The sequence below is a fragment of the Mesorhizobium sp. BR1-1-6 genome, assembly GCF_020165355.1.
Taxonomy (GTDB): Bacteria; Pseudomonadota; Alphaproteobacteria; order Rhizobiales; family Rhizobiaceae; genus Mesorhizobium.
This window is the reverse complement of sequence record NZ_JAIUHZ010000006.1, coordinates 234634-246779: the sequence shown is the minus strand read 5'-3', so window position 1 is coordinate 246779 and position 12146 is coordinate 234634. Positions and strand designations below refer to the sequence as shown.

Sequence of the window (12146 nt, the reverse complement as noted above, 5' to 3'; positions counted from 1 at the left end):
TCAGCAGGGTGATAGCCCTGCCTGCCAATCAGGAGGAACAGGATGCAACAGCGACAGTTGGGATCGTCGCCGGTCAGGGTATCGGAGATCGGTCTAGGCACTTGGGGTATGTCCGGCGCCTTTTGGGGCGCGGCCGACGACGAGGAATCGATCCGGGTGATCCGACGCGCCGCGGAGCTTGGCATAACGCTGATCGACACGGCCGAAGCCTATGGACATGGCCATGCCGAGGAGATCGTCGGCAAGGCACTGGCCGGCCGTCGCGACAAGGCTGTTATCGCGACCAAGGTTGCGCCCAATCACCTCGAACCCGCCGCGATTGAGGCGGCGCTCGACGGATCGCTGAAGCGGATGCAGACGGACTATGTCGATGTCTATTTTGTCCACTGGCCGAACTCGGATTTTCCGATCGGCCCGACCATGGAGATGATGGAGCGGCTGCGGTCGTCCGGGCGTATCAAGGCAGTCGGCGTCTCGAATTTCAGCACCGCCGACATGGACAGCGCCCGTCAGCATGGCGTCATCGACGTGCTCCAGCCGCCCTACAACATGCTGTGGCGCGAGGTTGAGGCTGAGACGCTGCCCTATTGCCGCAAGCACAATATCGGCGTGATGCCCTATAGCGGTCTCGCCCAGGGATTGCTTACAGGGCTGTTGTCGCCGGACACCAAATTCGTCGAAGGCGATGAGCGCCGCACCACCGTTCTGTTCCAGCCGGGCACCTACGAGCGCGCGGTTGACGCCGTCGACGCCCTGAAGCCGATTGCGGCGCGCTACGGCAAGACGGTTCCGCAGCTTGCGATCCAGTGGCTTACCAGCAGGCCGGGCGTGAGTTCGCCGCTGGTCGGCGCGCGCACGGTCAAGGAACTCGAGGAAAATGCTGAGAGCACAGGCTGGGCGATTTCCGACGCGGACATCGCTGCCATCGACAAGATTACCGGACCGGTATGGGCGGAAATCAAAGACAAGGGCGACATGTTCGGTTTTCGCGCGCGCCAGCGCCAGGAACAGCAAGCAAAAAGCGCCTGATATCGGCCGCGTCCTCCCGGCGCGCAGCGGCGCGGCTAGCCCGATTGCTGGCTGCGCCGCTCGGAAGCATCGGCTGGCGATTTCTTATGGGGGCAGGCCAACGGCCGTGGTGATCTTCAGGTGCCGGCGCATCGCCTCTTCCGCCCGTTTTGCATCACGCGCCACGAGCGCCTCGTAGATCGCTCTGTGCATCTCAGTCGCCGAGGGCAGGGCATGAGGCACCTGGTTGCTGATGCGCCTGCTTGCCATCTGCCACCATCGGGAGGAGTACATGAAGCGGTCGAGGATTCTATTCTTGGCTGCCCGGCAAATCTCCATGTGGAAATCCAGATCGAGTTTCAGATAGGCGTCCGCATTGTCTTCGCTGGCCGACATCGCTGCCAGCAGAGTGCCAAGACGCTCGAGGTTCTCTTTGGTCATATGCTTGGCCGCGATGGCGGTGATGGCCGGTTCGATGATTATCCGCGTTGCGTGTGCTTCCGCCAAGATCTCGCGGGTCTGCTCGGGCGGCAGCCAGTCGATAAGCAATGGACTGAGATAGTCCCATTCGTCTGCGGGACGCAGCACCACGCGTCGTCCCTGCGCGATCTCGATCATGTCGAGAGACGCCAGGATCTTGAGCGCTTCCCGTGCCACCGCGCGCGAAACCCCGAACTCCTGAAGGATCTGCTGCTCCGACGGTCCCTGGCCGCCGGCGACGCCGCTGCTGGCGATGCGGCGCGCGAGCACGCCGGCCACCTGCTTGGGCAAAGTTTGAAGCTTGACCTCCATGGCATCCATCATTAACATCCACTTGTCTGATAAGCTTATAGGCTGATAGCTAGATATGCAGTCAACTTATCTCATGGTGCTCAGTAGCCTATAACTCGGCCTGCGGGAAGGGAGGATCGAACGGTGGAGCTCGTCCAATCCCGACTCCCGCTGTCCGAAATCAGGACCGATACGCCTTCGCGAACGCCCAGGCGCCTTGGAACAAACGTGCCTAATCGCCCGGCCGGCTCGCAAGCGTCGTTCGGGACGTAATCCAGGCAGTCTCGCTGCGGGAGGAGCAAGCCGCCGCGGATTTGCCGGAAAGGTTGAAGTTATCGGCCGACCCTTGGATGGGCCGACCAATCAAACCAAGGAGGAGATTATGATGTCCGCAAACCTATCGAGACGCAAATTCCTGGCCGCGAGCGCGGCAGTGACGGCCGGCTCGCTAGCCGCGCCATGGATCGCCAGGGCAGACGTGAACGAGATCACCGCACTGCTGATCACCGGCGGCCCGCTCTATCCCAAATACTGGGAAAAGATCATTCAGGATTTCACCGCCAAGACCGGTATCAAGGTTCGCTACGACTTGCTGGAATTCACCCCGCTGACCGCGAAGGTGGTCACGTTGAGCGCAGCGCGATCGAGCCAATACGATGTCTATAGCACCCATACGGCGCAGATCGATTCCTACTTCAACCATTTTGCGCCGCTGAACAGCTATTTCAGCGACAGCGAACTCGCGGAATTCTACCCGGTCGCTGTCAAGTATCTGCGCGATCCCAAGACCGGAAATCTGGCGGCCATTCCGCGCAACATGGATTCGCGCGTCCAGTACTACCGCAGCGATATCTATCAGGAAAAAGGCCTGAAGCCGGCTGAGACCTGGGAGGAGCTCGTCGACGTCGGGCTGAAACTGACCGGCAATGGCCATTATGGGCTGGTCGTGCCGGGGCAGGGCGATCCAGCACAACGCACCTTCAGCGATCTGCTCTGGCAAGCCGGCGGCGATTGGGTGGACCAGGCCAACAAGCCGGCCTTCAATTCCGAAGCCGGCATCAAGGCCCTGACCTTCTATCGCGATCTCATCCAGAAGCACAAAATCGTGCCACCCGATGCGGTCGGCTATCAGTGGAACGAGAATTCGACCGAATTCTCGTCCGGCACGGTCTATGCGAATTTCGATTGGCCGGGCGCCTTCGCGACCCTATCGAATCCGGAGACCTCACGTGTCGTCGGCAAGTGGTCGACTGCGCCCTACGTCAAGGACAAGGCCGCGATTTCATGCGCCATTTCGCATGCCATGGCGCTCAACGGACAATCCGGACGCAAGGACGCCGCCGTCGAATTCATCAAGTATACGGTCGGTCCGGAGGCGCAGCGGTTGCAGTTCGACCAATTCACCAACTTTCCCAGCAGCCAGGCGATCGCCAAGGAAGTGATATCAGCGGCAAAGGGGCCTCAGGCAGTGTGGCTGCAGCAGCTCGAGACGACGATAGCCAACGGCAAGGAATGGCCGAAGCTAGCCGGCTTCTCGAAAGTCTGCACGCTGATGTTTTCGGCCATCGAACAGGCCTTGACCGACCAGGTCTCTCCCGCGGACTCGCTCAACCAGGCGGCGACGGAGGCTGAGGAGATCATGCGTCGGGCCGGAGCTTACGATTGACGATGCCGTCCGTCGCGCAGCATACGGTGTCGAGGCGTCGGCGACGTTCGCCGCTGCCCTACACCTGGCAGAGAGGATACCTTCTGGCCAGCCCGGCGCTCCTCGTCATGCTGGCCATCCTGCTCTATCCGCTCGGATACTCTTTCACCATGAGTTTCTTCCGCTGGGATCTGAGCGGTTCGGCGCCCTTCATCGGGATGGCAAATTACACCGACGAACTCTTCGGCCGCCAGTTCAACCAGGCACTGCGAAATCAGACCATATTCAGCATCATTTCGATCACGATTGAAGTGGTGGCTGGAATGGCGATCGCCGTGCTCGTCAATGGCAAATTGCGCGGCATGCGGCTCGCGCGCACCTTGCTCCTGGTGCCTCCGATGATCGCGCCCGCAGTGGTGGGCCTGAATTTCCGGTGGCTGTTCAACACCCAGTACGGCCTGGTCGACGCGCTGTTGCGCATGTTCAACCTGCCCGACATTCCATGGCTCAACCATCCGACCTGGGCGCTCGTCTCGGTGATCGTCGCCGATGTCTGGCAGAACACGCCGTTGATGGTGCTACTGTTCCTCGCCGGCCTGCAGTCCTTGCCGCAGGAACCGCTCGAGGCGGCCACCGTGGACGGCGCCACCCCATGGCAGCGCTTCTGGCATATCGTGCTGCCGCTGATGCGTCCGATCATCATGATCGCCCTGATGCTTCGCATCATCGACACGTTCCGGACCTTCGACGTCGTCTGGCTGATGACGCAGGGCGGGCCGGGCGGCGCCACCAACCTGCTCACCGTCTATTCCTACCTGCTGGCGTTTCAGGCGGTGGATTTCGGACATGCGGCGGCCGTCTCCTACATTGCTTTGGGGATGTCGCTGTTCGTGCTCGGGCTCCTCTACGGAATACCGTGGCTGATTGCGAAACGGAGAGCGATATGAGCGAAGCCGCAATCGTTAGCGCACGTCCCAGGCCAAAGCGCCGGCGCCGTCGATTTACGGTGGGAACCGCCGGCCAGTATATGGCGCTGGCCCTGACCGTCGCGTTCACCGTCTTTCCGCTGGTATGGCTGTTCCTAACGTCGATCCGCAGTTCGGCCGACATCTTCTCGGTGCCGGTGCACATCATTCCCGAGACCGCGACGCTAACACAATACGTCTCCGTTTTCGCGGAGTACGACACGATGGACTATGTCTGGAACACCGTCATCGTCTCGGCGGCGACGGTCATCCTCGTCCATCTGCTGGCCATTCCTTGCGCCTATGCCTTGTCGCGTTTCAGGATGCCGGGCGCCATGCTGATTTTCGGGATGCTTTTGATCATGCGCATGATCCCGGTCATAGCGCTTGCCATTCCGCTCTTTGCCGTGTTTGCCGCCATGGGCATTCTCGACACCATCTGGGCGCTGATCCTGAGCCATACGGCGGCCAAACTGCCTGTCGCCATCTGGCTGCTTCTGGGCTTCATCCAGGACGTGCCGAAAGAGATCGAGGAGGCTGCCCAGTCGGACGGCGCCGGCACGGTGCGCACGCTGGTCCAGATCGTGACGCCGCTGATTGCTCCTGGTATTGGCGCCAGCGCGGTCATCACCTTCCTCTTCACCTGGAACGACCTGCTGCTTGCCCTGACCCTGACCTCCAGCAAGGCCGCGCAGACTCTGCCGGTCGGGCTCACCAACTTCGTCTCGCAATTCGGCATCGACTGGGGCGCGATGTCGGCAGCCGGCGTCCTGATGGTCATCCCGACCCTGGTGTTTGTCTGGTTTGCCCAGGGGCTGCTGGTCAAGGGTCTCACCACCGGTGCCGTCCGCGGCTGAATGGCGGACATGCACCCAGAACGCTCGACGGCTTCGACGACGGGATACGCAACTGAGTGACGATCGGTGGGGTCAGGGACCTCGCCGCGCAATCGGAGGATACGGAATGGCAGCTGATCAGATACCGGCAATATCGGACATTTCGCGGCCGCCGAGACAATTGGTCGATGCGCTTGCGGCGATCGGCTCGGCGACGCTGGCCAGCGAACTCTACCACAAGATGGGCATTCGCGACCCGCAGATACGGGGCCCGCGTCCATTGAGGCTGGGCCGCACGGCGGCGGGGCCTGCTCTCACGCTCCAGTGCATGCCGAAGCGCGAGGATCTCTACAACGAGACCGAATATGAGGAGCCGGAGCGGCAGTTACACCGTCACGTGCTCTATCCCACGCAGCCGGGCGACATGGTGGTGGTCGATGCGCGCGGCGATCTGGGAAGCGGCATCTTCGGCGAGATGATGCTGACCTATTTCGCCGGGCGTGGCGGGGCCGGCGTGGTTGTCGACGGCTGCATCCGCGATTCCGCCCAGGCGGCGGCTTTGGACATCGGCATCTGGGTGAGGGACGTCACGCCGAATTTCCACGCCCAAACCAACATCGTGCCGTTCGCCGTCAACGTTCCCATCGCCTGCTCGAACGTGCTGGTCATCCCTGGCGATATCATCGTCGCCGACGATGACGGCGTGGTCGTCGTGCCGGTCGCCCTTGCTCCAAAATTGGTCGAGCTCGCCGGCGCGCATATTGAGTGGGAAGAGTTTTCGCGCTCGCGCCTGGCGCAAGGGGGAGACCTGCGGAAATACTATCCGTTGAGCCCCGAGGGCGAGGCCGAATACCGAGCATGGCGGCATGCTCAACAAAAATGAGTGGTGCCGGACGGGAGAACAATAGGTGTCTGCAATTGAGATAGAACAGCTCGGCAAGAGCTTCGGCGCCGTGGAAGTTTTGCGCGATGTCAATATCGAGATCGCCAGCGGCGAGTTCGTGGTGCTGGTCGGTCCGTCAGGCTGCGGCAAGTCAACGCTGCTACGCATGATCGCCGGGCTGGAAGAGCAGACGACCGGCGAGATCCGCATCGGCGGGCGTGTCGTCGACGAGATGCCGGCCAAGTCGCGCGACATAGCCATGGTCTTCCAGAGCTACGCGCTCTATCCGCATATGAGCGTGGCCGACAATATGAGCTTCGCGCTTCGACTGGCGAAGGTCCCTAGGGAAGAGATTGTCTCGAGGGTCAAGGCGGCGGCCAAAATCCTTGGCCTGCAGGATCTGCTTGGCCGCATGCCGCGGCAGTTGTCCGGCGGCCAGCGCCAACGTGTCGCCATGGGCCGCGCCATCGTGCGCGATCCAGCCGCTTTCCTGTTTGATGAGCCGCTTAGCAACCTCGATGCCAAGTTGCGTGTCAAGATGCGCGCCGAAATCAAGAAGCTTCACCAACGGCTCGGCCGAACAAGCATCTATGTCACGCATGACCAGACCGAGGCGATGACGCTCGCCGACCGCATCGTGGTGTTGAACAAAGGCCGGATCGAACAGATCGGCAGCCCCTCCGAGCTCTACGAGAACCCAGCCAATCTGTTCGTCGCAAGCTTTATCGGCTCGCCGGAAATGAACCTGATCGAGGGCCGCATCGACAACGGCGCATTCGTCGCCGATCAGGGCTTGCGCTTACCCTTGCCAGCGGATGCTCGGATGGGCGACAAGGATGGGGTAGTTTATGGGATTCGTCCGCAGCACATTTCGGTTGGTGGCAACCACTCTCAGGCGAGGGTGCAAGTGGTCGAGCCGACCGGTGAGGCCCAGGAGCTTACATTAAGTGCAGGTGGAGTCGACCTCGTGGCCGAGGTGCGGGATCAGCCGCCCTTCAAACTTGATCAAGAGGTTGGGTTGGAGATCATGGTATCCAAGGTGCATCTGTTCGATGCTCGTAGTGGTACCAGGATTGCTTAGGGCGCGCTGACGGGCGAAAAACAGCCCATCCCATCATGCCCTTCATCAGTTGCCACTTGCTGCGAAACCACCGGTGATCGCCGTTTGCCCATCGGCCGTCACGGCAATCGCCCGCGGCGCTCCGGCATGACCAGGGATCTCGGCACCACGCGTTGTTACGCCACAGAGGAACGGACCGCGTCAGACATAGTGCGAGCGTCGTCCTCATTGCACCCCGGGCCATTCCGTGCTCCGTTGGCGCAGCGCCGCCGTTGCGGGCACCAAGCTTGCCGGACCGGCCATATCGTCCACACCGTTCGAGGCAATCATATGACCCAGAATATGGAAACCGATCCCTTCAACGTCTCCATGCGCAAGTTCCTGAAGCAGGTCGGCGTGACTTCGCAGCAGGCAATCGAGAAAGCCGTGGCGGAGAAGGGCCTGAAAGGACAGGGCCGACTGACCGTGAGGGCCGTCATCACCTCGGAGCCGGCAGGCTTGCGCCATGTCGTGGAGGGCGAGATCGATCTTGGATGAGAGCTGCGGCTTGATCGGGGTCGGCTGCTACTTGAAGAACCGTATCTGCCCGGCGGGCGATGGATCGTATCCGCCAAGCTCGGCGGCGCGGCTGGCGAAGATTTCCTGCCCTAGCAAACGCAGGAGCGCCTGGATCGGTTGCTGGAAGTAGGTCCGCTGCCGCATCAGGAGATCGAAGCTTTCCCAGGCCAATGGAACGAAATCGAGGCCAGCGGCGCGGGCGGCCGCGCGCGTGGCAATTCCGCAATCGGCCCTACCAATGCGCACGGCAGCCGCGAGATCGGGTCCGGTCAGGCAGGGCGGCTCCAACCGGTTGACGTCGTCCTGTTTCGCGCCGGAGTCCGCCAGCAATTGCGTGAGCAGCATGTCCGCGCCTGCGCCGCGTTGACGAACCGCGATGCGTGCGCCGGTCGCAAGTACGTCGGTCAGGTTGTTGAGCGATTTTGGATTGCCTGGCGCGAGCAGCAGGCCTTGCTCGCGGCGGGCGAATCCGACCAGCACCGCATCGTAAAGCCGCGGTCTGGTCGCAATCGCGGTGACATTCGGGTCCGGGTCGGGGCTGTGGAAATGAATCGCGGCGACAGACACCTCGCCGCGCAGCAGGCGTGTCACGCCGGCTTCCGTGCCTTCCGTCAGAAAGGCCAGGCCGGAACCTGATTGGCGGAGAGCCCATTCGAGCAGGTCGTCCTGGCTGCCACCGACGATCGGCGGCGGCTCGGATTGGGTCATTCCTGCAGGCCGGACCAACCCCGACATGACCCAACGGTCGAGTTCATGCCGCGGAAACAGCCACTTGCCCGCCACCTTGCTGCACGGGATACGCTCCTCCGCGATTAGCTCATAAAGCTTGCGCTCGCCAATGCGCAGATAGTCGGCGGCTTCGGACGTCGTCAGCAAATCCATCCTGCATTGATATGCATATTCCTGTGCAGGTTCAAGAATTTGACAGTGACGGAGGAGTTGCAGGACATTGACACGGGACAGGACTGCGAGGAGCAATGTCGGAAGGGCTGGGCACATGGCAACTGATCGCGAGCGGCGACGCCACGCTGTTTGCCATCGTGCGCCTGTCGCTCGCCGTGAGCCTTTCGGCTGTCGCGATCGCCATGGTCGCAGGCCTGCCGCTGGGCGCAATTATCGCGCTGGCACGTTTTCCCGGTCGTTCGGCGATCGTCGTGCTGCTGAACGGTTTCATGGGCCTGCCGCCGGTGGTGGTCGGGCTGACGGTCTATCTGCTGCTATCGCGATCCGGGCCGCTGGGTGAATTCGGCCTCTTGTTCACACCCGCCGCGATGGTCATCGCGCAGGCGCTACTGGTGCTGCCCATCATTGCCGCGCTGACTCGCCAGACGGTCGAGGATCTGTGGCGCGAGTATCGTGAGGAACTGACTGCGATGCAGGTCGGGCCGGCGGGCCTGGTCGCCACGCTTTTGTGGGACGGCCGCTTCAGCCTCGTCACGGCTCTGCTCGCGGGCTTCGGCAGGGCGGCGGCCGAGGTCGGCACCGTGATGATCGTCGGCGGCAACATAGATGGCTTCACCCGCACCATGACGACGGCAATCGCACTTGAGACCTCGAAGGGAAACCTGCCGCTCGCCATGGGGCTCGGCCTGATGCTGATTTTCCTCATCTTGCTGATCAACGCCGCCGCCTGGGGCGTGCGAGTTTGGTCCGAGCAACGGGCTGGCTAGGGATGCGGGCTGCTCAGAGCGATCTTCCACTTGTCTTCGATGACGTGTCGCTGGTCGCCGGTGCGACGACCATCCTGGACCGGGTGAACCTGACGATCGGGCCGCGCGCCCCGACTCTGGTCGTCGGCCCGAACGGGTCGGGCAAAACCTCCCTGCTGCGGCTCTGCATGGGGCTTGTTGCACCTTCTGCTGGAACCCTGACTTGGGGGGGACGAACGCTTTCCCCGCCGACACGGCGTGCAATCCTGTTCCAGAAGCCGGTGATGCTGCGTCGCTCGGCGGCCGCGAATGTCGCCTATGCACTGGCTCAAGCGGGCTGTCCGCGCCGGCTCCGGGCCCCGCGCGTGGAGGAACTGCTCGAGCGCGTCGGTCTTCTCGATCTCGCTGCACGTCCGGCACGGCATCTCTCCGGTGGCGAGCAGCAGCGGCTGGCCCTCGCCCGCGCCCTGTCGCGCCAGCCGGAAATCCTGCTGCTCGACGAGCCGACAGCCAGCCTCGATCCGGCGGCGACGCGTTTTGTCGAGCAGATCATCATCACGGCTGCCCAATCGGGCACGAAGATCATCATGGCGTCGCACCACCTCGGCCAGGTACGCAGGATCGCGGGAGACGTCGTCTTTCTGCTCCGAGGGCGCGTTTGCGAGCATGCCGACGCCGACGACTTCCTTGACCGCCCCGCGACCCCGCAAGCCGCTGCCTTCGTGCGCGGCGAGCTCGTGCTTTGATCAACTGGACCGAGATTGAGATGCTGACCCGCCGAATATTCTCTGCGCTTGTGGTGCTTCTGATGCTAGCAGGCGGCGCGCCTGCCCAGGACCAGTCGATCGTCGTGGCGTCGACGACCTCGACCCAGGATTCCGGCCTGTTCGATCACATCCTGCCGCTGTTCGAGAAGAAAACCGGCATCGGCGTGAAGATTGTCGCTCAGGGCACCGGTCAGGCGCTCGACACCGGTCGGCGCGGCGATGCCGACGTGGTCTTCGTCCATGCCAAGGCGCAGGAGGAGAAGTTCATCGAGGAAGGCTTCGGGGTGAAGCGCTTCGACGTGATGTACAACGACTTCGTCCTCGTTGGCCCCAAGAGCGACCCGGCGGGCGTCAGCGGGACCAAGGACATCGCAGCCGCGCTGATCGCCATCAAAGCCAAGAAGGCGGCCTTCGTGTCGCGTGGTGACAGGTCCGGCACCCATTCGGCCGAATTGGGTCTGTGGAAGACGGCCGGCATCGACATCGAGGCGGCCAGGGGCCCGTGGTACAAGGAGATCGGGCAGGGCATGGGGGCGGCGCTCAACGCCGCGGCAGCCATGAACGCCTATACGCTTTCCGATCGTGGCACCTGGCTGTCGTTCAAGAATCGTGGCGAGTTGGACATCGCCGTCGAGGGTGACAAGCGGCTGTTCAATCAGTATGGCGTGATGCTGGTGAATCCTCACAAGCATCCAAGCGTCAAAGTGGAGGCCGGCCAGCGCTTCATCGATTGGCTGATTTCTCCGGAAGGCCAGAAGGCGATCGGAGAGTACAAGATCGACGGCCAGCAGCTCTTCTTCCCGAATGCGCAGCGCGGGCGTTCCTGAAGCTGGTTGCAAACAGGCTCGCGTCTGCTTCAATATCGCGCCATGACGAGAACGTTTTCTTCGACGGGCCCGCTGACTCCCCTGGAAGCGGCGCTCGACGCGCTGCTCGATGGTGTAATGCCCGTCACCCCCCGCTGGGTGCCGCTTGAACAAGCCTTGCGCTATGTCGCTGCCGGGATGCCGCCTGTCGTGCCGGCTCAGCCTGCGCGAGATATCGCTGCCATTGACGGCTGGGCGTGTCGCGCCCTCGACCTCGTGGGGGCATCAGCCTATTCGCCCTTAGTTTTGCCGGTCGCGCCGATCTGGGTCGAGACGGGTGAGGCCATGCCTGAAGATCGCGACTGTGTGCTGCAGGCCGGCCTCGTCGATTGCAGTGGACCGATGATCCAAGCAGCAGCTGAAGCCGTGCCCGGTCAGGGTGTGCGCCGGGCGGGCGAGGATATGGCGGCGGCCCGCCCGCCAATGCTTGAGGGAAAGGCGATCGGCGTCGCCGACCTGCTGGTCGCCCGCAAAGTGGGACTGAGCCAGCTTGCCATACGGAGCCCGCGCGTGCGCGTGATCGATGTCGCTGCCGACAGCCACGAGACATTCTCCATGCGGCTCGTGGTCGAGAGCCTGAGTGCCTCGGGCGTTTCGATCGTCGGTATAGAGACCGTAGAGCGCGACGCGGCATCGATCATTGCCGCTCTTGATGGCGAGGCCTGCGATTTTCTGCTCCTGATCGGCGGTACTGGTGACGGCCACGCCGACGTGACCGCCGAGGCTCTTGTGCGGCGCGGGGTGTTGATTGGGCACGGCATTGCCTTACGGCCCGGAGGGACAACGGCAATAGGCCGGCTCGGCAAGACACCGGTGGTCGCATTGGCCGGATCGCCGCACCAAGCCTTCGCTGGGTTCCTTGCGCTTGTCCAGCCAGTCCTGGACCGCCTGTCGGGCAGATCTGAACGGTCAGGGATCATCTTGCCGCTCTCGCGGAAAATCTCATCCGCGGTCGGACTTTACGAGCTCGTTCTGCTCGGGAAGGAACGGGATATGTGGACGCCGCTCGCCGTCGGCGACTTTTCGCTGGACGCCATGCGGCTTGCCGACGCCTGGCTTGCGGTCCCGGGCGATAGCGAAGGGTATGCCGCCGGTACGCCCGTCTCCGCCTTTCCGCTCCGCAACTTTTGATCGAGTG

13 protein-coding genes are annotated in these 12146 nt (G+C 62.7%); 11 read left to right on the top strand and 2 right to left on the bottom strand.

The window, feature by feature from the left end; translation table 11 throughout:
* The first annotated feature begins 42 nt into the window (after positions 1–42).
* On the top strand, positions 43–1029 hold the full coding sequence (locus LB545_RS15105) for an aldo/keto reductase (RefSeq protein ID WP_140521324.1): 987 nt from the start codon (positions 43–45) through the stop codon (positions 1027–1029).
* A gap of 84 nt (positions 1030–1113) precedes the next feature.
* Here the strand turns inward: LB545_RS15105 and LB545_RS15100 are convergent, their stop codons facing one another.
* Positions 1114–1809 (bottom strand): FadR/GntR family transcriptional regulator, encoded by a 696-nt coding sequence (locus LB545_RS15100; RefSeq protein ID WP_224680586.1) that lies wholly within the window; start codon positions 1807–1809, stop codon positions 1114–1116.
* Between the two features lie 355 nt (positions 1810–2164).
* Between LB545_RS15100 and LB545_RS15095 the strand changes: the two genes are divergently transcribed.
* The 6 genes from LB545_RS15095 (at position 2165) to LB545_RS15070 (ending at position 7705) form a co-directional block, all read left to right on the top strand.
* Positions 2165–3445 carry an ABC transporter substrate-binding protein gene (locus tag LB545_RS15095; RefSeq protein ID WP_224705367.1) on the top strand — a complete coding sequence of 427 codons (1281 nt, stop codon included), beginning with the start codon at positions 2165–2167 and terminating at the stop codon, positions 3443–3445.
* A 2-nt stretch (positions 3446–3447) separates the two neighbouring features.
* Entirely contained in the window at positions 3448–4371 is a 924-nt protein-coding gene (locus LB545_RS15090) for a carbohydrate ABC transporter permease (RefSeq protein ID WP_224618856.1), read from the top strand.
* Entirely contained in the window at positions 4368–5246 is an 879-nt protein-coding gene (locus tag LB545_RS15085) for a carbohydrate ABC transporter permease (RefSeq protein ID WP_140499370.1), read from the top strand. The genes LB545_RS15090 and LB545_RS15085 overlap by 4 nt, the downstream gene beginning before the upstream one ends.
* A gap of 106 nt (positions 5247–5352) precedes the next feature.
* Positions 5353–6108 (top strand): ribonuclease activity regulator RraA, encoded by a 756-nt coding sequence (locus LB545_RS15080; RefSeq protein WP_140521326.1) that lies wholly within the window; start codon positions 5353–5355, stop codon positions 6106–6108.
* 25 nt (positions 6109–6133) lie between these two features.
* Positions 6134–7189, top strand: a complete 1056-nt coding sequence (locus tag LB545_RS15075; protein ID WP_224618810.1) for an ABC transporter ATP-binding protein — start codon at positions 6134–6136, stop codon at positions 7187–7189.
* A gap of 309 nt (positions 7190–7498) precedes the next feature.
* Positions 7499–7705, top strand: coding sequence for a DUF6494 family protein (locus LB545_RS15070; protein ID WP_140499366.1), 207 nt, complete (start codon positions 7499–7501; stop codon positions 7703–7705).
* Positions 7706–7732: 27 nt separating this feature from the next.
* Here the strand turns inward: LB545_RS15070 and LB545_RS15065 are convergent, their stop codons facing one another.
* Complete coding sequence (locus LB545_RS15065; RefSeq protein ID WP_140763609.1) at positions 7733–8608, bottom strand: helix-turn-helix transcriptional regulator; 876 nt, start codon at positions 8606–8608, stop codon at positions 7733–7735.
* A 95-nt stretch (positions 8609–8703) separates the two neighbouring features.
* Between LB545_RS15065 and LB545_RS15060 the strand changes: the two genes are divergently transcribed.
* From LB545_RS15060 to LB545_RS15045, 4 genes are read left to right on the top strand one after another with little or no spacing between them, the layout of a single operon-like run.
* Entirely contained in the window at positions 8704–9396 is a 693-nt protein-coding gene (locus LB545_RS15060) for an ABC transporter permease (RefSeq protein ID WP_140499362.1), read from the top strand.
* Positions 9397–9398: 2 nt separating this feature from the next.
* Entirely contained in the window at positions 9399–10121 is a 723-nt protein-coding gene (locus LB545_RS15055) for an ATP-binding cassette domain-containing protein (protein WP_140499360.1), read from the top strand.
* Positions 10122–10141: 20 nt separating this feature from the next.
* Entirely contained in the window at positions 10142–10969 is an 828-nt protein-coding gene (locus LB545_RS15050; protein ID WP_140499358.1) for an extracellular solute-binding protein, read from the top strand.
* A 42-nt stretch (positions 10970–11011) separates the two neighbouring features.
* Complete coding sequence (locus LB545_RS15045; RefSeq protein WP_140499356.1) at positions 11012–12139, top strand: molybdopterin-binding protein; 1128 nt, start codon at positions 11012–11014, stop codon at positions 12137–12139.
* The last annotated feature ends 7 nt before the right edge of the window (positions 12140–12146 follow it).